The organism is Streptomyces sp. NPDC054887 (genome assembly GCF_053610585.1).
Genome location: NZ_JBSGYQ010000053.1, coordinates 1 through 21,032, shown reverse-complemented (window position 1 = coordinate 21,032; position 21,032 = coordinate 1). Strand labels below are relative to the sequence as shown.

The following is a 21,032-nucleotide window of genomic DNA, read 5'->3' as shown; positions in this document are numbered from 1 at the left end:
CGAGCCGCTGCAGCTCGGTTGGCAATTCGCGTGGGCGAAAGGAGCCTGCTCGGAGCCCCCACCGCCGACTCGGCGCCCCTGCGTCTGAGCCGGGACCGCAGGCTGTTGGGCGGGGCCAATCCCTTGCTCTGCCCGGCGCTCGCGCTTCTCGTCCTGCAACAGGTGCCAGTTGGGCCGCTGGGTATCCATCCTCCAGCCCGCGGCCTGGTGCGCACAGCGGCGCCTCTGGGGGCCTCCCTCAACTGCATCTTGCGGACCTGATCCCATGAGCCGGATTCGCCGTGGTCGAGCGCCACGACAGCCAGGCGAACCCGGCCGGCAACGACCTTCATGAGGCGGTGGCGCGCATCTGGTCGACTCGGCCGGGTTGCTGCCGCACTACGATCCAGGCGGAGTCACCCATCTCGAGGTCTGGTACGTCGGCTGTGGCGAGCTGCCGGTCAGCCGACTGGGCGACCGACCGGCGGCGGGGAACTTCAGCCCTGCAGCCAGTCGGCTATCGCGGCAGATATCTGCGACGCCTCGGGATAGGGCAAAAAGAGCCACTGCCCGCCGGGATTGAGATCAATGAAGTACGTGCCGCTCGCTGTCTCGATCCAGTCTTGGCTGGAGTACCTGACGGACATGGCCGCCGACAGGTCGACTGCTCGTTGTTCGATGTCCGGTGCCTTCAATGGCCGCCACGATGTGTGAGCGGCGGCGCTCCTGCGCCAGTCCAGGGGGACGCCTTCTGCCGGGATCTGGAAGGCCCAGGCCTCGTCGCGCACCGTCACGACCCGCAGATGCCGTACGGCCCTGACGCGTTCTTGCAAAATGAAGGGTGCGCCCGCCAGGAGTTCTGCGACCGACGGGTCCTGCGCGTTCACGGGGGCCGCGAAGACGATCCGCGGATCGCCCTGCTCAAGCCAGTAAAGCGGGGGCCCGAGGGGTTTGGCGATGAGATGTCCTGGCAAAGACGACATTTCGGACGCGTCGTTGGTGACCATCAGCGGCGGCACATCGATACCTGCCCCAGTGGCGGTCCGGCATTGCACGATCTTGTTCTCGGCGGCGAGCAACGCGTCCAAGGACGTCAGCCACTCGCAGGCGGGGTTGCGCAGCAGCGCCACGAGCAGCGTGCGCCATGCGCCTTGCACCGCGGCCTGCTTGCTTCCCCATCTCATTCCAACGTCCCAGTCGGCCGGCGCGGGGCGCCGGATCCAGCCACGGTGGGCGTCCTGGAGGCGGGCGGCTCCGTGACCGTTCGCGGTCTCCACGCCGAGCCGGGTTGCAGAGACCACGAACGGGATGCGCTGGACACCGGCCGCGTCGAGGATGACCAACGGGCGTCGCGAGGAAATGCGGTCCGCCACCTCACGTACGTGCGGATCGGATTCCTCACCGATGATCACCACTGGGGTGCGTGGGCCGGCGTGACGGCGGCCCACAGCGCCGCAGGATTCGCTTACTGCCCGTGCCACAGCGCATACCCCGTCAGCTGAGGGTGAACGGGTCATTGTCCGTTGTCTCGACCGACATGGTCGTCGTCCTGCCCGGAACGTCGGCGAAGTCGACGGCCTCGGCCATCGTGTCGTAGAGACTCGGGGGGAGCTGCCTCTCCCTGGTCACGGGTGCGTCATCGAGTCGATCGGTGTTCATATGACTGCCTCTCTTTCCTGGTGATCCCGAATTGTGCCGATGAGGTGCGAACGGAAGCCGGATAGCGGTTGCCCCGTCGCAGGTGCAGCGGGGTTGCCTTGGCCGGGTCTATGCGGCCGTGAGCGACCCCGATCCGCCGTCCGTGCGGTCGTCGAAGATGTCGTCGGCGAAGACGAGGAGAGACGATCCGGTCCCCTTGATGAAGGCGTAGTTCAAGGTTCCTCCCACGACGGCCCCCACGAAGGGGATGAGCCGGCCCACCACGCGGGCGCTCAGCCGTTTCAGCACCTCCTGCGCCACCTTGATGACCAGGTACTCCAGGCCCTTGGCGCTGGCTTCCACGCCGACCGACAACGCGACGATCTTCATGAACTCCTCGAAGCTGACCGCGTACCGGCCGGTGCGGTGGTAGATCACCGCCAGGGTGACCTTGAACTGCTGGGCCACGGTGTTGGCGATGTCCGCCGGAATGCCCAGTGCCAGCGTCAGGCCTCCGCCGGACCCGGCAGCGACACCCGTGGCCGCCGCCAGGCGGGCACAGTGGTCGATGTACCCATGGATGCCCCGCTTGTCGACCTCTTGCTTGATCTTGAAGGAGTCGAGGTTTCGATGGATGAACTCGAAGGAGCTACCCAGTGGTCCAAAATCTTCTGCGCCCATCAGCCCTCCCTGGCAGCGGCATTCGCAGATTTCCTGATCGCTGACATGAGGTTGCCGGTTCCTTGGGCTCGCCGTCTCCATCAGAAGACGGAATCGCGGCGATGCGGTGCGGTGGCGACTACGGACTCCTGCTCCCCAGCTGCCGGATCGCGATGCAGTCGGGAATCTCCACCCACCGGTATCCCGTGCGGATGACACCGTCCTGGGCGAGCGCGCGCAGGGCACGGCTGACACTCACCTCGGCGGCTCCTATCAGCGTGGACAACTCGTACTGCGTGAGCGCGACACGGCAGGGAGCGCGGCCGCCGTTCTCCTCGCACCACTCCGCCAATACCCGGCACAGCCTCACCTGTACGGGTACGCCAGCGAAGTCGACCCGCCGTCGTGTGGCGGCCCGCAGCCGCTCGACGACCTGCTGACTGACGGCGGCCAATGCCAGTGGGTGCCGGTGCAGGAAATCCCGGAACTCCTGCTGGGAAATGGCCTGGACTTTTGCAGCACCGACAGCCGTCACCGTGGCCACGCGTCGCCGCCCGTCGAGTGCCGCCATCTCTCCGACCAGATCGCCGCTGTGGCGTACTGCCAGCAGCGTCGACCGGCCGTCGGCGGTCGTGGCACTGACCTTGACGGACGCGTCGACGAGCAGGATCGCATGTGTGGTGCTGTCCCCTTCCGTCAGCAATTGCTGCCCGCTCGCGTAGCGGCGCCGGGACCCGAGAGCGAGCAGAGCATCTCCGGCTTCGGCGGGAAGTGCGTACATCAGGCTGTTAGGTGGCCACGGTCCACGCCGGCCAGATGTGCTGGAGCTCGACAAGGCCAACGCCTCCTCTCGTTAGCGCCCGTTGGCTGTATCCCTTCGACTACGCTATGACAGGACTTCGGTGCAATCGGACACTTCTGCCTTACCGCAGATCGTCCAGCGCCAGGGGGAGGGATTGTGAACGACGGTGTGGCCGACCGTGCCTCTCGACTCCTGCAGTACGGCGTCGAATTGAGCGGCCGGGATGCGCTGATTGAGGCGGAGATCGCGCTTCGCAAAGCTGCCGGCCTGTTCCCCGTGGAGGACCTCCGGCGGTCCACCTGTCTGGAGAAGCTGGGCAAGGTCCGCGTTGCCCGCGGCAAGCTCGAACAAGCCGCCGTCTCTTTCCGATCTTCCTTCCTCGTGGTGGCCGCCAACGCGTATCGCGATTACAGGGGCTCGCTGGAGGTGCGGCGGCTTGCCGCGTCCTGGCTCGGCGAAGCGGTGAGCCTGTCCGTGTCCTTGGCGCTGATGGCGTCCAACCCGAAGATCACCGCTGCGGCCATGCGGCAGGTCATGACCTGGAAGGCGATCACGGCTGCACTCACCAAAGTCGAACCGCCGCGAGCCGGCCCGATCCTTCCCCGCCTGTCGGAGACCCGGAGCCGGCTGCCGGCCGATGGCGTCCTCCTGGAGTTCTTGCGCTACACGCCTTACGACTTCACCGCTGCGCCGGGATCGGCGGGACAACTGCCCGACAGGTACGCGTGCTTCGCCCTCGGGGGCGGGGCCTACGACCGGCGGGTCACTCTCGTCGACGTCGGGCCCGCCAAAGAGATCGACGACTGCGTTGCAGACGTGCGGGAGGAAATGTCCGGTCTGGCCTCCTATCATGGCGGTTGCTTCTCCATGCCCGTAGCAGAGATGCGTCGCCTGTTCGAAGCCGAGGACGACGGGTCTGACGGGCCACCCGTGACCGCACAGATGCAGGTGACCTACAGCCGCTCGCATCAGCTCATTGAGCACACGGTCACCATCGACGCCGTCTCGTTCCGGCAGCTGATGTGGGACCTCAACAACGGCGCGAGTACGTTTCCACAGGAGCAGTTGCATCGCCTGTACGGACTGCAGGCATCGGTCGGCAAGGCCGAAAACCTCGACTCTTCCCATCTCCCGGAACCGCCCGCCAACGGGAGGGGTCGGGCCTCACGTGCTCTGGCCGCAGCCGTACTCGAGCCACTGCGCCCCTTCGTTTCCCGGGCTCGCCGAGTCATCGTCGCTCCCGATTCCGAGCTGTGGCTGGCACCGTTCGCCGCTCTGCCCAAGGCCGACGGCAGCCCATGGCTGACCGATGCCACCCTTACCTTCGTCAACCACGGTCTGGAACCGACTACGGACGACTCGCTGACGGTCGGCACCGGGGATCCCCTGGTCGTCGCGGACCCGGCCTTTGGAGCACCGGACGGCAAACGGAATCGGACCGTATTCACGCCGCTTCCGCACGCCCGCGAGGAGGGGAAGATCGTGGCATCACTCCTCGGAGTCGGCGTCACGACGGGCCTCGACGCCACCGACCTGCTGCTGCGCAATGCCCGATCGCCGCGGGTTCTGCATCTGGCCACCCACGCCTTCGCCGTCCGCCGCCGGGAAGTCTCCAGCAGGGGCCTCGAGGTCAACCACCTCGGCCGATTCCACGGATTTGAGCTCCTCACGCGCTCGGACAAGCCGTGGCATCGCTGCGGAGTGGCGTTGGCCAACGCGGCGCTTTGGGCATCCGCAGGTGAGGGCCTGCCGAAACCGGGTGACGGTCTGCTCCTAGGATCCGACATCGCCGGACTCTCTCTAAAAGATACGGCTCTGGTCGTACTCAGCGGATGCGAGACCGGTCTCGGCGCGGTCGGGGCGGGCGATGTGCCCTGGTCGGCTGGTCATGCCTTCCGCCAGGCCGGAGCCAAAGTCGTCGTCATGAGTCTGTGGCGCGTTCCGGACGGAACAACCCGCACGGTGATGCAGGAGTTCTACAGCCGTCTGGCCGCCGGCGCCTCGCCGGCGCACGCGCTTCAGCAAGCGCAGAGGAAGGCTTGGTCGCAAGGACTACACCCTCGGCACTGGGCCGCGTTCGTCTGTCTCGGCGTTCCTGCCCACACCCTTCGCCCCTTTGCCCTTGTGCCGTCCCAGCACCGTCACTGCCGTGGAGTGGCCAGACGCCGGAGGGGGTTGCGTGGACCACGTGGCTGAGGTGGACCTTGTCCTCGTCGACGACAGCAGCCGTTCCTTCGACACGGCTCCCCAAGAGGTCGACATCGGCGCCGTCAAGTTTCAGGGCTGGCAGATCCATGCCGTCACGCCGGTGCCCGCAGATTTCCGCGACCATGACGTCTACGTCATCAAAGTGAACACCGACCTGGTCCTACGTCCCTTCACCTCACCGCCACGGTGGATAGAGTTCGGGTTCACATTCGAGGACAGCGGAGTGTACGTAACCGACATGGTGCCGAGGGCCGTCGGCCTGCCCGAACCCGCCCGCAGTTACGCAGTGACCAGACATCTCGCCTTCATCGCCAATCCCGACGCCATCTCCCGGACCGGCTGCTCCGGGGACATGGTGATGAACGACCTTGTCGTTCCGGCGCTCACACCGACCATCGAGGCGCTCGGAATCGGCAGCACCTCAGTGCGGTGGCGCCACACAGGGGACACCCACGGGATCCCCGTTGGCTCGCGCAGCGGTTGGCTCCTCCTGCTGGTCCCCTCCGGCCTGCGTGAACTGAAAGTACGGTCCGACGCCGCCTACGCACTGACACCGTTCCAAGACATGGGGTTCTCGCCGAAGGGCAGACCCGCAGCGTTCGTCGTCCAGCTTCCCTTAGGCAAGCCCCCCGAACTCCGTCGGACCTCGGCTGACGCCACTGGCCGGCGTCAGATCAGGCTCGGCTTCGCCCTCGACGTCCAGGGCTACAGCACCCGTTCCGGCCCTCTGCAGAACGAGGTCCAGGCACGAATGGCCCACCTCGTCCGCCAAGTACTGCACGAGGCCGGTGTTGCCGATGAGCGGACAGACGTCCAGCCCACAGGCGACGGCATGAACGTGGTCCTGCCTGCCGAAACGGACTGCGTCGATCTCCTTCCCCGGCTGATGACTGGCATGGCCGAACATCTGGCCAGGGACAACAGTGGTCACGCGAACAGGATCCGATGCCGTATGGCGTGCGACATCGGGCCTGTCGTTCGCTCGGCGCTCGGCTTTTCCGGCCCCACGGTGGTGAGGTTCTGTCGCCTGGTCGACAGCCGACAGCTGCGGGATGCTCTGGAGAACGACGAGAAAGCCGACCTCGTCGTGGCGATTTCCGACTGGCTGTACGACAACGTCTTCCGCCCCGGATATGCAATCGCCGACCGCGGTCCCGTCGACGACCGCGCCCTGCGCGACGGTACCCCTGTTGGAAGTCCTTTCGACGAATCAGCCTTCACACAAGTTCTCGCCGTGGCCAAGGGGTACCAAGCCACCGCATGGCTGTGGAGCGGAGACACCGCACGAAAAGTCCGCACAGACTGATCCACAACGGGGTCGGAACCCTCACCCCGGAAGCCCCGACAAACTGTGCAGCCACGGTGCGACGCAAAATGTCGGGGTCCCCTCGCCCGAAGAGGTCGTTTCCAGCGTGTGCCACCGCAGCGCCCAAGCGCTCGGACGGCAGGCGCTGCGGATACACATATCGCTCCGCCGCCTCACGGACCGCGCCGGCTGTGGATCGCTGCGTACAGCCCGTCCCGGCTCCTGGCGCACCGCCCAGTCCGGCCGGCGGCAATCGCATCGCACTCGGTACCCCCGCACGACCACCGCTCCACAGCCGCCTCCACTCGGCAGAGGTCCACATGCCACCGTCCCCGGCGGGCTACTGCCGGCACGTGGAAGTCGGTTCTCACGTGAAGCCCAGCGGTCGTCCAGCTGACGCACAAATAGTCAGCGGTTTTCGTTCTGCACTGCCTGCTTCAAGCCGGGCACAATCTGTTCGATCGTGGTGTAGCTCGTAGTGCAGCTGGGCTCGTCGGTGAAAATGAGTCGGTTATCTTCCCTCATCGGCCTGACCCCGTACGCCTCGTACACCGTCTCGCCGTTCAACGACACGGCGAAGTCCAGGTCCACCACCTCGGCGAATTCGTAGCGGGCTGTTTCCACGAAGAACCGGGCCCGTCTCACGGCCAGTCGGGCGAGCAGAAGGGCCCGGATGGGGCGGCCACTCCACTGCTCGGACGCCAAGAATTCGGCGCGGAAGGCCAACAGGACACCAGGCTCCAGCCACTCGCCCTGGTAGGAGGCTCTTGAGTCGAACTGCAGGCGCTGCACTGCCCCAAGGCCGACGGACAGCCGCAACGGGAACCTGGAACCGAATGATTTCCCCTCGAGCAGGAACGGGTTGGTCAGATCCAGCCGCTGGCGAGCAGGAGCAGACCCACCAGCAGCAGGATGACGGCGGTCACCGCTGTGGGAACTGTCGCTGCCCGCCACCGGGCTTTTGGGACGCTGCTCACGACCTCCGGACGCAGCTCCGGAAGCGCCTCGGCCCGCATCGCGCAGTCGCCGACCATGCCGCCTTCGACGAGTATGGCCAGCGACCCACCTCCCGGCGGCAACGTGGTGACGTCCTCCGCGCAGGAGACCAGATTGAGCAGATGTGCCTCCCCGTTCTTGCCGGACAGCAGCGAGGACAGCCGAACCAAGAAGGCAGCGTCGGCGCCAGGCGCCGTTCGGCCGGCGATCCATCGCTCTCCCAGACGGGCGGGGACATCGGTGTCCTTGACGGGCGGGAAGGGCTTCAGGGATGCCAGCGCGGTCGTGAGCCTGCCGGTGAGCTCCTTGCGCTCGGCGGCGAGCTCCGAGGGGCGGGCGGCCAGCAGCCGGTCCACCTCAGTGCTGGTACAGATACCGTCCAGGAGCTCGGACAGCGCCCCGCGGCCCTCCGGGTGACCGGCGATGTCGTCCAGCCAGCTCGACGCGAGCGCCAGCACCGCGGCTCGGTCCTGCCCGGCCTCCACTGCACCCCCCGGGCCGGGGGCAGAGCCTTCGAGGACCAGGGTGTAGAAAATGAGGGTTCCTACGGAGTCCGTCCGGGTGGAGGGGACCCCACTGATCAGCACTCGCCAGCGACCGTTCGACGAGACGGCGAGCAGGCAGGGTCGCTCGGTGGCGGTGTACTCCGAGTATGGGTCCCACCAGCGGCTATCGGGTGCGGGGCCGAGGAAGCCGTAGTCCAGCCTGCGCGGCACGCCCCGGGTTCGAAGACAAATGTGCACGGTAGTCCCTTCGGCGGTCAGCTCAGATGGTGCAGACGGGGCCCGCTCTCCCGCGCGGCCAGGGCGGTGAGCACGTCGAAGAGCGACTGGGTGGTGCGCTGCGACTCTGTGAACAGCAGGGCGTCGCTGTCGGCGGCGCGCTTGCGACGGTCGCGTTCGCCGTTGAAGCTCAGCCACAGGTCACGGAAGAAGCCCTCCCTCACCTCCGCATAGCTTCGGGAGTGCAGGGCAACGGTCTGCCGCGTTGCCGTCGTCCGCTCGCTCTGCGCCCGCGCGGTGTCGACCAGTTGCCGGCACAGAAGGGTGATGAGGTCGTCCAGTCCCTTGCGGACCATCTGGCCCGGTGGCCGGACCCGGTACTTGGGCACGAGGATCTCGCCGCCGGGCGATGCCTCGGCGCGCAGCCAGCGTGCCGAGACCAGCTCCACACAGCCGAAGGTGTCGATCGGGAGGTAGCGGATCGCCGCGTGCGGGGCCGCCTCACGGACCGTCTTGAGTACTTCGCTGAACTGATCGACCACCTTCTCCCGCAGCGCGCCCGCTTGATCCTGCAGACTGCCGCTGTCCGACAGGTACGTCTCGCACTTGACCGGGCACAACACGATCATGGCCGGCTCACCGGCCAGCTCCCGCCGGTTCTTCGCCCATCTGAGAACGGCCTGGTTGATCTGAAATACAGACAGGTGAGCGGTGAGCAGATGCGCATGGTCGTCACCGGCGTCCATGAGCAGCACCGAGTCGATCGGGAGGATGAGCACGGAACTGTCGGCGAGGAACGCTTCGCACTCGGACCACTTCTGCTCGTCCTCGGTGCCTTCGCCGGCCCCTTCCAGCCATGCGCCCGGATAGTCGAGGATGTTGAACCGGATCTGCAGGCCTTGTCCCCGCGCTTCGAGCAAAAGCCGGAACCACGAAGGATCGCTGGTACTGGGCACCAGGCCGGGCTGGAACACACGGGCCTTGAGCGATCCGGAGACCAGGTTGTAGGCGGCGGCCAGCCGATGAGCCGTGGGCCGGTCCGCAGTGAGCAGGTGTACCGAGGAGTCCCGGGCCAGCAGTTGCTGGCCCTCGGTAAGCAGACTGGCGATCAGGGTGCTCTTGCCCACACGGCTGGGGGCCAGCAGCCCGATTTTGTACTCGAAGACCGAGTGGTCGTCCGTCACAGCTGCTCCTCTTCGACGATGCTGGAGATGTCCTGCGCAACGCGAACCACACGCGCGAAGCGGCTGTTGGCCTCGTCGATCCCCTGGAACTCCTGCGGCCACAGGTCGTTGCGGTACGAACGCACGAACCGCCGAAATTCCTGGACTGAGGTGCCGGATCGGATCAGGGTGTCTTCGAACTGCTCCACCAGCGCGTGAATGACGGCTGCAGGAACTGCGGCTTCCTGCGACAGCGACTTCTGGATCCGAAAAGCCGCCTGCTCAGCGAGACCGCCGAACAGCTCGTACAGGTCCTCCGCGCCCTCTTCGCTCAAAGCGACCGCTACCTGCTGCATCTGCTCGCCGGTTTTCGGGTGGCTGACCTGGAGATTCAGCGGGGCAAGATCGGGGCGTACCCGGGGGTAGAGCAGAGTGCGGTACTCCAGCCGTACATCCAGCAGGCTGTTGACCGCGGAAGCCAGACCCGGGCAGGGCTGAGAAGAGCGGGCGAACAGTTCCGCCAGCTCGGCGAGAACCTCGCGGCCGGAACCCGCGACAGGAGAAGCGGTGGTGCCATCGGAGCCGGAGGCGCCGTCCGCCTTCCTGCGCTTGTCACGTTGGAACAGTGCCCCGCACTCGGCCTCGAAGACGGCGGCCGCACGGTCCCAGGCAGCGGTGAGCCGCGCCGTGAAGAAGTCGTCCAGCGCCGAGAACCGGCGGCTGATCTCTACCCGGATCCTGCTGAACTCCGGCCCCGCAAACGCGGCCGAGTGACCTTCGGTGACCATGCAGGTCAGCGCCTCCGCCCGCCATGCGTCCGCGCCCTTTCCGAAGCCGTCCTCGATCCATGCGAGTACGCCCTCATAGGCCTTCCCAACGGCCTCCCCGAAGCCCGGGTCCATCATGGAACCGTGCGCCTCCGCCGCCAGCTCCGCAGCCAGGCCGCGCAGTCGCCTGGCGATACCGCTGCGCAGCTGCGCAGCCTTGGCGTCGTTGACTTCCTCCGGCACTCCGGCCCGCCGTGCCACCTGGTCGAGCGCCCGCCGCAGATCGGTAAGCTGCAGGCGCGTACGGTCACGCACAGCCGCGGCTTGGGCCCGGGTGCCGGCGAGTACCTCGGAGTCCATGACCGGAAGCCCTTCCGCCATCCGCTTCAGTAGCGGACTGAGCAGCTCCCTGCCGACCCGCTCCGGATCACGTACATCGGTCTCGAAGACGGTGAAGAAGCGGTCCGGCTCACCGCCGTTGACATTACGCAGCAGGTCGCCGCGGAGGTTTGCTGCGAGATGGGGCTTGTCCGGATCGACGTTGTGCACGAGGTAGGTGAATTCTCCGGTGCTGCGCACGAACCCTCGTACCTCGTCCAGAAGGCTGAGTCCGGCGGTGTCTGTCTCGTCGAAGAACGAGGAGGTGTCGGAGGAACGCTTGACCACCAGCACCGCGTCGACCTCATTGCGCAGCCCGGCCACATGCCGCCGGTCGGCATCGGCGGCCACCTCACCCAGGCCCGGCAGGTCCACAATGCCGATCCTGGCCACATCCTGGTGCGGAAAGGCGCACTCGATGCGGGCCTCGCGCACAGCGGCATAGGCACGCCTCACCCGCCCAGCCCCCTCGGTGATCTCCTCATGGGTCGGATAGGCCACGAACCGCCGCACCTGTTCCAGCGGCACTGTCTTGACCCCGCCGGTCAGCAGCGCCTCGTAAGACTCCAACGCACCATGCAGTTCACGCAGCCGGGTCAGCAGCAGCCGATCCCGGGTATCCGGCAGAGCTTCCGGATAGACCCAGCGACCGAATTCGGCGATCGTACGCGGCGTAGAGGCGAGACCGAGCGCCACGTGGAGCGGGGAGATCACCTCGCTCAGGAAACTCTCCGGGCTGTGCATCTCCAACTCAGCCCGCCGTACTGCAGGTGAGTGGAAGATGCGGCTGCGGACCGCAGTGACCGGGATGCCGTGACCAGTCGGGATCTGGTCGTCGTCGAGGCCTGAGACCGACTGCAGCAGGGTGCTCTTGCCCATGCGCGCCGCGCCGCTCACACCGATGTTGACTGTGGTCCGGGTGAAGCGGGAAGCGATCACTCTGAATGAGTCCGCTGCTTCCGCGACAGCCAGCCGGGTCTCTGGAAGATGAGGAAGTGTCAGGGCTGCTGCCAGTTCGGCGTCCATGGTGCTGTGCATCCTCAGATCGGCGAGTGCGCCGTCCAGCTCGTCCAGGCGCTCGCCGAGCGTGCGCCAGCGCGCAGTCTCATGCGCCACCTCGGGTAACTGCCGCAGCCTGGCCCGCAGCAGGGCGTCGATGAGCATTGATACGACTGACATGTACCCCCCAATCGCGCAGTGGCATCACTCGTCCCCGTGCATACGGATCCGGTACGCCACTCCCCATCTCGCAGGCAACGTACCGGCGCAAACACGCCTCCGTCCGTCGTTCTGCAATTACCGCCCGAAACGGAAGAACTGCACTGGCCCAGCTTCCACAAGCTGCACTTGGAGAACAGCATGTGGCGGCGACGCTTGAAAAGCGGACCAGTGGCGACGCTTGCAGGTTGACGCCCTTCAGGGCGCTGGTTCGTTGAGTCAGGCCGGGGGAGCGGTGATCAGCGTGGAGGACTGGGCGGAAATCCGAAGGCTTCATCGGGCCGAGTAGATGCCCGTTCGGGCGATCGGGAGGAAGCTGGGGATCGAGAGGAACACTGCCCGCAAGCGATCGCCGACGACGCGCCGCCGAAGTGTCAACGGGCGCCGAAGGGGCTTGATCGTGACTGTGGTCAAGCCGCAGATTCGTGAACTGCTTGAGCAATGTCCTGATATGCCGGAGACGTTGACCGCCAAGCGGATCGGCTGGGACCGCGGGCTGACCGTGCTCACGGACCAGGCCAGGAACCCGCAGCCGGGCGATGCCCAGAAGCTTGGCTCCACAGGCCTACCACCGCACTTCACCCCGGTCGACTGCCGCAAGCGTCATGCGGTGGAGTGCGGGATCAACCGCCTCCAGAGTTGCCGTGTTGTTGCCACGCGATGCAACGCGTGGTTGTGACCCTCGGCCAGCACACGGTGGGAGCCACGTTCCACGTCTGCGGTAGATCGCTGCCGCAGAAGACGCAGGCGAAGTCATCCTCGCGCACGATGCTGTGCTCCTGACAGCCGGGGCCGCCGGAACACCACCTCGTCGGTGAAGCCGGAAGGCCGTCCGAGCCCTGTGTTGGCCACAGCGCGAGTGACTTCCCGCCAAGAGCTGATGTCGGGGCCGGGCCGGGCGAGTACCGGCTATCGGAGTGCCTGAACGCCAGGCTCGAGCCCCATGATCAAGATCACATCTTGTGACGACTGTGTCACAGGCGTGGTAAGTCTTGGGGTGTTACACGTACATGCAAGGGGGAAGAAGTGATGCATTCGTCACCTTCGGGGGACGGGGTGCTGGAGTTTCGGGTGCTCGGGCCACTCGAGATCCGTATGGATGGACAGGTGTGGGAGTTGTCGGCCCCACGTCTGCGGACCGTCCTGGGGGCCCTGTTGTTGCGAGCCGGCGAGGTGGTCCCCGTCCAGCACCTCGTCGACAGCACCTGGGAAGACCTGCCGACTGATCCTGCCAACCAAATCGCCACCTGCGTTTCGCGGCTGCGGCGTACATTCCGCGAAGTCGGCGTCGGGCGAGATCTGCTCATCACCCAGCGTCCCGGCTATCGTTTCGCTCCGGAGGGTGTATACCTCGACACCCTGGAGTTTCGTCATCTTCGGGAAGAAGCCCGCAGGCACAGCGAGGGGAACGACTCCGAACGGGCTTTGTCCCGGCTGAAGGCAGCGCTGTCCTTGTGGCGCGGGCCCACTTTGTCCGGCATCAGTTGCCAGGCGTGGCAGCCTGAGCTCCGACGCTGGGAAGAGGAATACATAACTACCCGTGAGGCCTGCGCGGACATTCAGCTCGACCTCGGCCTGTACGAGGACCTCATCACCGAGCTTTCGGCATTCGCGCAGCAGTACCCGCTGCTGGAGCGCCCGCGAGCCCAACTCATGTTGGCCCTGTATCGGTCCGGCCGCCAGGCTGATGCCTTCCAGCTCTACCGGGACACGGCCGCGCTGTTGCGGGAGGAAATCGCCGTGGCACCGGGCGAGGAACTGAGGCGCATGCACGAGCGCTTGCTGCGCGGCGAAGCCGTATCCGCCTCGGGTTCCGCCCATGCGACACCTCGGCGCCGCACTTCACGCGTCGAGCCCAATGCGCGAATGGCCCCTGCGAGCGCTCCGTGCCAGTTGCCAGGCGATCTAGCGGAGTTTGTCGGCCGTGAGGATGAGATCCGCACGGTGCGCGCCGTACTCGTTCCCGGCACGGCCACGGTGCCGGTGTCGGTGATCGTGGGCCCCGGCGGTACCGGCAAAACCGCCCTCGCCGTCCATGTGGCCCACCAGCTGCGGCCTGTGTTCAGCGATGGCCAGCTGTACGTCAACCTCCGGGGAATGGATCGCCATCCGGTACCTGCCGAGGAGGTACTTGCTCGATTTCTGCGGGACCTCGGCCTACCGGGGGCTTCCATACCCGGCTCATTGGACGAACGCGCCGCGCTCTTTCGGAACTTGCTTGCCGACCGGCGCATACTCCTCGTCCTGGACAACGCAGGAGACGCCAGCCAGGTCAGGCCCTTGCTCCCGGGTACGGGAAGCTGCGGTGTACTGGTCACGAGTCGGACGCGGCTGACCACCGTTCCCAATGCCCAGGTGCTGGAGCTGGGGGTATTCGGGCAACAGCAGGCCTACTTGCTCCTCAATCGGCTGGTCGGAGAGCAGCGGCTGTCGGCGGAGCCTGCTGTGGCCTCCCAGCTGATCCAGTTCTGCGGCCGGTTGCCCTTGGCGGTGCGCATCGTGGGGGCGAAGCTGGCGTCCAGGCCTCACTGGACGCTGCAGAAGGCAGCGTCCCGTCTGGCCGACGAGCGGTGCCGACTGGATGAACTCGCCCACGAGAGCTTGGAGGTGCGCAGCAGTCTGGAACTGTCGCACCAGGGTCTGAGCCCGGCGGCCCGTAAACTGCTGCGCCGGCTGTCGCTCCTTCGGGCCCCGGACTTCCCGGACTGGATCTGTGCCCCGCTGATGGACATGCCCCTACGCGATGCCGAAGACCTTCTGGAGCAGCTGCTGGATGCTCGTCTGGTAGACGTGACCAGCCCGGCAGGGACCGCCCAGCCCAGGTACCGCATGCATGACCTGGTGAGACTTTTTGCCCTTGAGCTCATGACGGAGGCCGAACCGAGGACGGAACAGGTAGCGGCTCTTGACCGCGCCGCTGCAACCACACTGGCCCTCGCCGATCAAGCACACCGTGCCGTGTGCGGAGGGGACTTCACCGTAGTACACAGCTTAGCCGCCCGGCCCCCGGTCTCCGCCGACGTGGTCAACAGGATGGCCGCCGACCCACTTGGCTGGTACGAGTCCGACAGGGGGACCATCACCTCGCTGTGTGTGCAGGCGGCAGAGCGAGGAGCGGACGAGATCGCATGGGACCTTGCCGCTACCTCTCGATGCCTGTTCAGCGTGCGCTTCCACTTCGACGACTGGCGGCTCACTCACGACCGCGCGCTCGCAGCGGTACGCCAAGAGGGAAATCAAAGGGGCGAGGCGGCTCTGTTGCTGGGCTTGGGCGACCTGTACCTCACGAAACGGCAGTACGACCAGGCAATACCCCTTCTGGAGCAGTCGCGAGAACTGTTCCACACCGTGGGCGACAGGCACGGCTACGCCTTGGCACTGCGCAAGGCCGCCTGCGCCGACCGAATCGGGGGCCGCACCGCGCGCGCCCTCGCCCGCTGGCAGGAGTGCTTGGAGATCCTTAAGGATGTCGGAGACCTAGAGGCACAGGCGCAGGTGCTTCGGTGGGCTGCCCAAACCCACTTGGAGTTGGGCAGGCAGGACGAGGCTGAGACGTTCCTGCGTAAGGCTGGCAACATTGTCGAGGCCTTTGAGGGGCGCAGTGCCGCGCAGGTCCGACTCAGCCTGGCAGACCTCGACCTGGCGCGCAACGAAGTCGTGCGGGCGGCGGAAGGATACGCACGCAGTCTGAGCGCCACCACCGCACTTGGTGACCTCAGTGGACGTTGCGCCGCGCTTCTTGGGCTCGGTGCCGTCCAGGCGCGCAGCGGCGCCCTGTCCAAGGCGGAGGAGCACTTCAGCGAGGCTCTCGACCTCGCACGCAGCATCCAGGATCCGCTGCTCGAATCCGATGGATTGCTCAACCTGGCGCGCTCCCGCCAGGCCGCCGGCGACCTGGCGGACGCGGCGGTGCTGTTGGAGCAGGGCGCGGAACTGTGCCGTCGAATGGAGGCACCAGGCCGGCTGACTCAGTTCCACCGCGCCATGCAAACACTCGCAGGCTAAGTCCCAGATGCCGCGTGTATCCGGGTGCTGTAGGTGTTGCAGCCCTCTCGCGCTCGGAGCACCACCGAGGTCTGATGACGCTCCCCGACATCGACTTGCAGGGTCCGTTCATCGCTCCACCCACGCATCCGGAACTCGCCCTGGCCGATGTGCTCCAGCGAGCAGAACAGCCGGTCCGCCACTACCAACCGCGGTGTTCCTGCGGACATGCTTATCTCCGCCGTGACAATGCCCCTGCCCGTGGAGCGCGGGAAGTGATGCCCTGGCTGCTCCCAGTTGGTGAAAGCTTCGGGCATGGGGAACCGGCACTGGTAGTGCAGTAGTTCCTGTGCCGTGAGACGGACCTCGGGACGCCGCACCAGGGCAGCCGGCGCCGTCACCATGTCCCGCAGCGGCGCGGGGAACAGCTTGCCCAGTTCTGCGGTGTGGCACATGTCGATGATCAGGTGGAGCAGAGCGTGTGGTTCGTCGTTCACCAAGGCGTGTGCCCGCCAGGCGGCGGCGAACCACAGAGTTCCGGGGCGCCAGGTGTGGCTTTCCGCAACGAAGAAGGTCCTCGCCCGCTCGCCGCTGGTGATCGGCAGATGGAGACGGCAAAGCCCCCAGGGCGGACCCATCTTGGGGGATTGCAGTGCGGTAAACCGAACACCGGGGGGCAGTTCTACAAGGCGTACGCTCCGCAGCGGCGCCGGCATACCCTCCAGGATTTCCCGCATGGCCGGAAGGTGTGACAGCCAGGATGTTTCCTTATAGCCCTGAAGGCTGGGCCCGCCCGGGTCGGTGCGGTGAGGATCTCCGCCGAGGCTGTACAGCGGCAGCACTCGCCGCCCGTTGACCGCCGAGAGAGGGGACCCGTACCGCACGGCGAGCCTGGCGAGCTCGGCGTGCAGCCGGTCCGTGTCGTACGTTCCTGTCAGTTCCGCGCTGTCGGGCAGGTTTCTCCCCAGCGGGTCGTGAATCCGCTTTACTCCGTCCACACGCCTCATCCGAACTGGTCGATGGAGAGTTTCACAACCATGCCCGTCACCACGACCAGCAGTACGACGCGGACGAAACCGGAGCCTCGTCGCAGTGCTGTCCTGGCTCCCAGGGTGGCCCCGGCGATGTTGCACACGGCCATTGCGGCTCCCAGGAGCCATAGAACCTGGCCCTGCGCGGCGAACACCACGAGTGCCCCAAGGTTGGTTCCTACGTTCACTACCTTGGCGAGCGCAGAGCTCTGCAGGAACTCCAGAGACAACAAGCTCGTGAAAGTGATGATGAGGAACGTTCCGGTGCCGGGCCCGAAAACACCGTCGTAGAAGCCGATTCCGCAGCCTGCCAGGCCGACGACGGCCAGTTGGCGGCGTCGGCTCACGGCCTCTGACTCCTCAATGGCACCGAAGCTTGGCCGGAGGGTGACAAAGGCGGCTACAGCTATGAGCAACGCCATGATGAGCGGCCGGAACCAGTCCGCGGGGAGGCTGGACGCGGACAGGGCCCCGAACCCGGCCGCCGGAACGGCGAGAGCCGCGGCCGGGAGAGCGATGGAGCGATCCAGTTTTGTTCGCCGTGCGAAAGTCACAGCCGCGACCGTGGTGCCTGTGATTGCGGTGAGTTTGTTGGTTCCCAGAGCCGTCGCCGGCGACAGCTGGGGGAAGGCCACCATCAGGGCGGGGATGAGTATGAGCCCACCGCCTCCCACTACGGCGTCCACCCATCCGGCGGCCGTCGCGGCGACCAGCAGGCCCCCCACTCCTATGGCGTCCAAAGGGATCTCCCTGCACTGTTCCTCGAAGCGGTCAGATCTGTCCGGTGCATCGCTTACAACACGCCGGTGATCTGCGTGAGCGCGGGCAGCACGCGGGCCCGCGGCATCATCCTCTCCGCCCAACGAGGCATCGCGCGAAGGGAGTAGCACCGGCGCAGCCAGCGGTCCGTGCCGTCGAAGCGAGGGGTGAAGGCCGTTCGCCCGTGCGCCGCAATGTGGTTGTCCACCACCACCAAGTCACCCGGCGACAACACGATGTTCTGACAGACGCTTTCCAGTGCCCCAGAAAGAGCCTGCAGCGCCTCGGACGCCTCAGGGTCAAGGCTCGTCGTGGTGTGTGAATTGAAGCGCATGAACAGGTGCGACTCGTGCCCGAACAGCACCGGATGGGGACCCGACGTCGGCCGCGGGCCTTCAATGTTGCGCGAGAACGAGGTCGGGTAGGCACTGTGGAAGATGGGCGCTCGCAAGATCTCGCGGTGTGTCACGCTCAGCAGAGCGTGTGCTTCACGTATGGACGCCACCCGTGTGGCTGCGACGGCCTCGTGGTCCTGGCGCAGGCACAGCAACCCCAAGAAGTCGGGGCGCAGGGGGTGATGCACGTTCTCCGTGTGAAAGTCGAAGGCCACCGAACCGCTGTTCTCGATGCGCTGTTCTTCGCCCGGGACGGGGTGGACCTCATGAATGAGTGCCCCGCCCTTCTCGTCCTCGTAGCCGATCAGGGTGCCGAGCAGGTCGGCCACCAGCGTCAGCAGCCCAGTCGTGCCATGATTCACCAGCCGCTGTCCACCGTGCTCCTGAGGTGTACCCGGCAGCTCACCCAGGGGCAGGCCCCGGACCAGGAAAAAGCCCTGCTGCGCCGTCCCGGCGGAGAAGTCGACCAGAGCACGACGTAATCCGTCGGGTATATCCAGCAGCAGGTCGGCCAGGTCCGCGGTCTCAGCCCCCTCAAGAGCGGCCGCTTGAGTGGCCAACTCCCACATCTTGGTTCCTTCGGCGTCTTCCAGCCGGTACTCGGTGCGTGCCAGGGTGTCGAGATTCATCACATGCTCCTCGCCAGACGTTTCATCAGCCCGGCCTGCCGGGCGAGAAGAACGCTAGGAGCCCCCGATGCCGTTTCGATGTCAAAGCTCTGTCCGCGCGATGTTCGAGAGCAACATCGCGGATCTGTAGTGTCCGCGAACATCCCTGCTCGATTCCGCGGTACTCAACCGCACGAAGGAGGTAGATGTGCCGGCCCTGCTTCACGGCTCCGACGAACGCGAGCGCGTCTCGGACCGGGCCTTTCGAGTACTTGGGGCCATGCGCGAACTGGGAAGCGGCCCCCACTCGCTGCGCTCGATCATCAGCCGGAGCGGGCTCAGTCGTTCCACCGTGCAGCGCCTCATCCATTCGGCCATGAAGAACGGAGTCATCTGGCAGCCCCGCCACGGGCACTACGCCCTCACCGAACACCAAACCGGCAAGGACTTGCCTCACCAACTGGCAACCACGCCGGCAGAAGCGCGCCACCTACTCGGCATCCTGCACACGCACACCGGACACACGGCTGCTCTGCACGCCACGGTACTGGCTGACGTACCCGTGCAGATGTGCGTCGGTCGCGTACAGAGCCCGGGGGCAACACCCGCCCAGCCGGCGATCGGCCAGCCACGAGCACTGGAGGCCGACGCTGCCGGGCACGCCATACTTGCCTACCTCGACCTTCCCCACCCGAGACCGCAAGAACGCCATGTCATCCGAAGGCGCGGCTGGGCCGTCTCCTCGGACCCGGCCCGCGGGGCGAGAATGCTCGCAGCACCCATCCTCAGGTTCGGCATCCCAGTCGGCTCCCTCAGCATCACCGGAGAGGCCACAGCCATCGATTCTGCGGTCTCCACATGTGCCGTGGCACTTACCCGCGCAACCGCCCGCCTGAAATGAACCCCCGACCACGGATGCACGCACGGCTCGCCCGAGTCCGGTGTCGGCTCTGGTGCGACCATGACGAAGGGCGCCCCGATGGCTTCGTTGACCACTGGCCTGGGCGCCCTTCTGGCGGACTCCACGTTCGCCGACTGATCAAGGCATTCTGGAACTGACCGGACTGTCTGATCGCCGCGGCGTCGACTACGGGCAGGACTCCGCGCTTTCGCCGCTTCACGCCCCGCATGGCGCACCTTGGGCAAGACCACCACCGAGGCACGGCATCGGCTCTACGACCGGCCGCTGCGCCGAGGAGTTCTACGGCGGCGAGCCCACTCAGCAACGGTAACTGCTCGCCCGCCGCGGCATCGCCAAGCCCCCGAAATCGCCCAGCCTCCAGTGGTACGAACAGCGAGTGCGGCCCGGATCGCTACAAGGTCCACCACTTGTGGATCGATACCAAAGCACCACCCTTGCCATCCCCGCCCACGCGGTGATCTGGTCGAGATGATGTCACTGGCACCAAGCCCGGGCCCGCCGCCGCCACTACAGGCGGCGTGCCCACTCATCCGCCGAAGCGCTAGGAGCGTGGGTCAGTATGTGTCGGTCCAGGCGATCTCGAAGTACCTGACGCGTTCGTCTTGTCTGGCCGGCCGCATGCCGGCTGCCATCATGACGTGCTGGGACGCGATGTTGTCGTGGTCGGCGTCGCCTTTCACACAGGTGGCGCCGCGTGCCCGCGCGAACCGCAGCAGTCCGCGGAGGGCTTCGGAGGCATATCCCTTGCCTCGCGCTGACGGGATGAGGCCGTAGCCAATCGTGACGTTGCCGTTCGCATCCGCAGGTCCGTGGAAGCCCAGGCCGCCGATCGTCTGACCGTCCTCGCGGCGACGGATCTCATAGTTGCCGAAGGGCTGGGGATCACCGGTGCTCGCGCAGGTGCCCAGGAAGCGCCTGGCGGCGAACACGTCCCCTTCGGTGGGGTATCCGGGCGCCCATCGGGCACCGCTGTCCGGCGCGCCCGCCACCACTTGCTCAGCCTCGCTGACCGTCATCGGATGAAGCACGAGCCGCGCTGTCGCAAGATCGCCCATGGCAGGAGGACTATCACGCGGGACGACCGGACCACACTTGGATTATCCGACCGGGCAGCCACCCGCCTCCGGTTGATGACCGTAAGTACGGAAGGATCGCGGTATGCGCGGTGGAGATGGGCTGTTCGAAGTCGAGCCGGTGGAAAAGCAGCAGCCGCAGAGCCCTCCGGTGGGCGTGGCCAAGCGGTTCAGGGCCTTCGACCCGCACCAGGTCCTGCTGCTGCCCCCGTCACTGCACGACTGGCTGCCCCAGGACCACCTCGCCCGGTTCGTCGCCGACCTGGTCGACGACGTGCTGGACCTGGGGCCGCCCGACACGCCGGAACCACCGGCCTCGCCGCCCTTGCTACTGAGGTTTTCGGGTTGTCGTCGGGTAGTGACGGTTCATGATCCCTGCGGTATGCCGGTGGGATGCGCTATCCGGAGGGTGGGGGCCTGACC

17 protein-coding genes and 1 pseudogene are annotated in these 21,032 nt (G+C 66.4%); 6 read left to right on the top strand and 12 right to left on the bottom strand.

The window, feature by feature from the left end; all coding sequences use genetic code 11:
- Window positions 1-476: 476 nt before the first annotated feature.
- From ACWGH0_RS25900 to ACWGH0_RS25885, 4 genes are all read right to left on the bottom strand, one after another.
- On the bottom strand, window positions 477-1,391 hold the full coding sequence (locus tag ACWGH0_RS25900) for a hypothetical protein (RefSeq protein ID WP_453406637.1): 915 nt from the start codon (window positions 1,389-1,391) through the stop codon (window positions 477-479).
- 82 nt (window positions 1,392-1,473) lie between these two features.
- Complete coding sequence (locus tag ACWGH0_RS25895) at window positions 1,474-1,608, bottom strand: hypothetical protein (RefSeq protein WP_453406636.1); 135 nt, start codon at window positions 1,606-1,608, stop codon at window positions 1,474-1,476.
- A 138-nt stretch (window positions 1,609-1,746) separates the two neighbouring features.
- A complete protein-coding gene (locus tag ACWGH0_RS25890; RefSeq protein WP_453406635.1) occupies window positions 1,747-2,298 on the bottom strand; it encodes a hypothetical protein in 552 nt (183 codons plus the stop codon).
- Between the two features lie 118 nt (window positions 2,299-2,416).
- Window positions 2,417-3,058, bottom strand: coding sequence for a Crp/Fnr family transcriptional regulator (locus ACWGH0_RS25885; RefSeq protein ID WP_453406634.1), 642 nt, complete (start codon window positions 3,056-3,058; stop codon window positions 2,417-2,419).
- A 177-nt stretch (window positions 3,059-3,235) separates the two neighbouring features.
- Here ACWGH0_RS25885 and ACWGH0_RS25880 point away from each other — a divergent pair, with 177 nt between their 5' ends.
- Together ACWGH0_RS25880 and ACWGH0_RS25875 are read left to right on the top strand one after the other, a co-directional pair.
- Window positions 3,236-5,275 (top strand): CHAT domain-containing protein, encoded by a 2,040-nt coding sequence (locus tag ACWGH0_RS25880; RefSeq protein ID WP_453406633.1) that lies wholly within the window; start codon window positions 3,236-3,238, stop codon window positions 5,273-5,275.
- A complete protein-coding gene (locus ACWGH0_RS25875) occupies window positions 5,268-6,593 on the top strand; it encodes a hypothetical protein (RefSeq protein WP_453406632.1) in 1,326 nt (441 codons plus the stop codon). The genes ACWGH0_RS25880 and ACWGH0_RS25875 overlap by 8 nt, the downstream gene beginning before the upstream one ends.
- A gap of 408 nt (window positions 6,594-7,001) precedes the next feature.
- On the opposite strand, the gene ACWGH0_RS25870 is transcribed toward ACWGH0_RS25875, so the two are convergent.
- The 4 genes from ACWGH0_RS25870 to ACWGH0_RS25855 all read right to left on the bottom strand — a co-directional run bounded on the left by ACWGH0_RS25870 (window position 7,002) and on the right by ACWGH0_RS25855 (window position 11,783).
- On the bottom strand, window positions 7,002-7,385 hold the full coding sequence (locus ACWGH0_RS25870; protein ID WP_453406631.1) for a hypothetical protein: 384 nt from the start codon (window positions 7,383-7,385) through the stop codon (window positions 7,002-7,004).
- A 74-nt stretch (window positions 7,386-7,459) separates the two neighbouring features.
- The gene (locus tag ACWGH0_RS25865; RefSeq protein ID WP_453406630.1) at window positions 7,460-8,305 is read right to left on the bottom strand and encodes a hypothetical protein; all 846 of its coding nucleotides are present in this window, start codon (window positions 8,303-8,305) and stop codon (window positions 7,460-7,462) included.
- Window positions 8,306-8,349: 44 nt separating this feature from the next.
- Window positions 8,350-9,495, bottom strand: a complete 1,146-nt coding sequence (locus ACWGH0_RS25860; protein ID WP_453406629.1) for a hypothetical protein — start codon at window positions 9,493-9,495, stop codon at window positions 8,350-8,352.
- Window positions 9,492-11,783, bottom strand: coding sequence for a hypothetical protein (locus ACWGH0_RS25855; RefSeq protein WP_453406628.1), 2,292 nt, complete (start codon window positions 11,781-11,783; stop codon window positions 9,492-9,494). Before ACWGH0_RS25855 ends, ACWGH0_RS25860 begins: the two co-directional genes overlap by 4 nt.
- A gap of 454 nt (window positions 11,784-12,237) precedes the next feature.
- Between ACWGH0_RS25855 and ACWGH0_RS25850 the strand changes: the two genes are divergently transcribed.
- Window positions 12,238-12,516, top strand: coding sequence for a hypothetical protein (locus ACWGH0_RS25850; RefSeq protein ID WP_453406627.1), 279 nt, complete (start codon window positions 12,238-12,240; stop codon window positions 12,514-12,516).
- A gap of 350 nt (window positions 12,517-12,866) precedes the next feature.
- Window positions 12,867-15,842 (top strand): AfsR/SARP family transcriptional regulator, encoded by a 2,976-nt coding sequence (locus tag ACWGH0_RS25845; RefSeq protein ID WP_453406664.1) that lies wholly within the window; start codon window positions 12,867-12,869, stop codon window positions 15,840-15,842.
- On the opposite strand, the gene ACWGH0_RS25840 is transcribed toward ACWGH0_RS25845, so the two are convergent.
- Genes ACWGH0_RS25840 through ACWGH0_RS25830 form a run of 3 tightly spaced genes read right to left on the bottom strand, consistent with a single transcriptional unit; the run spans window position 15,839 to window position 18,635 of the window.
- Complete coding sequence (locus tag ACWGH0_RS25840) at window positions 15,839-16,819, bottom strand: aspartyl/asparaginyl beta-hydroxylase domain-containing protein (protein WP_453406626.1); 981 nt, start codon at window positions 16,817-16,819, stop codon at window positions 15,839-15,841. The two genes, ACWGH0_RS25845 and ACWGH0_RS25840, sit on opposite strands and share 4 nt — an antisense overlap.
- 5 nt (window positions 16,820-16,824) lie before the next feature.
- Entirely contained in the window at window positions 16,825-17,592 is a 768-nt protein-coding gene (locus ACWGH0_RS25835) for a TSUP family transporter (protein WP_453406625.1), read from the bottom strand.
- Window positions 17,593-17,645: 53 nt separating this feature from the next.
- A complete protein-coding gene (locus ACWGH0_RS25830) occupies window positions 17,646-18,635 on the bottom strand; it encodes a TauD/TfdA family dioxygenase (protein WP_453406624.1) in 990 nt (329 codons plus the stop codon).
- 187 nt (window positions 18,636-18,822) lie between these two features.
- Here ACWGH0_RS25830 and ACWGH0_RS25825 point away from each other — a divergent pair, with 187 nt between their 5' ends.
- Window positions 18,823-19,515, top strand: a complete 693-nt coding sequence (locus ACWGH0_RS25825; RefSeq protein WP_453406623.1) for a helix-turn-helix domain-containing protein — start codon at window positions 18,823-18,825, stop codon at window positions 19,513-19,515.
- A gap of 575 nt (window positions 19,516-20,090) precedes the next feature.
- Here ACWGH0_RS25825 and ACWGH0_RS25820 read toward each other — a convergent pair.
- A complete protein-coding gene (locus tag ACWGH0_RS25820) occupies window positions 20,091-20,591 on the bottom strand; it encodes a GNAT family N-acetyltransferase (protein WP_453406622.1) in 501 nt (166 codons plus the stop codon).
- A 175-nt stretch (window positions 20,592-20,766) separates the two neighbouring features.
- On the opposite strand from ACWGH0_RS25820, the pseudogene ACWGH0_RS25815 reads away from it, so the two are divergent.
- Window positions 20,767-20,946 (top strand): annotated as a pseudogene (locus ACWGH0_RS25815) (hypothetical protein); the annotation flags it as partial.
- Window positions 20,947-21,032: the final 86 nt, after the last annotated feature.

What these genes read in the sequence shown, in the direction of transcription:
- ACWGH0_RS25890 (WP_453406635.1), bottom strand. Translation starts at nt 2,298, where the DNA reads ATGGGCGCAGAAGATTTTGGACCACTGGGTAGCTCCTTCGAGTTCATC.
- ACWGH0_RS25885 (WP_453406634.1), bottom strand. Translation starts at nt 3,058, where the DNA reads ATGTACGCACTTCCCGCCGAAGCCGGAGATGCTCTGCTCGCTCTCGGG.
- ACWGH0_RS25855 (WP_453406628.1), bottom strand. Translation starts at nt 11,783, where the DNA reads ATGCTCATCGACGCCCTGCTGCGGGCCAGGCTGCGGCAGTTACCCGAG.
- ACWGH0_RS25845 (WP_453406664.1), top strand. Translation starts at nt 12,867, where the DNA reads ATGCATTCGTCACCTTCGGGGGACGGGGTGCTGGAGTTTCGGGTGCTC.
- ACWGH0_RS25830 (WP_453406624.1), bottom strand. Translation starts at nt 18,635, where the DNA reads ATGAATCTCGACACCCTGGCACGCACCGAGTACCGGCTGGAAGACGCC.
- ACWGH0_RS25820 (WP_453406622.1), bottom strand. Translation starts at nt 20,591, where the DNA reads ATGGGCGATCTTGCGACAGCGCGGCTCGTGCTTCATCCGATGACGGTC.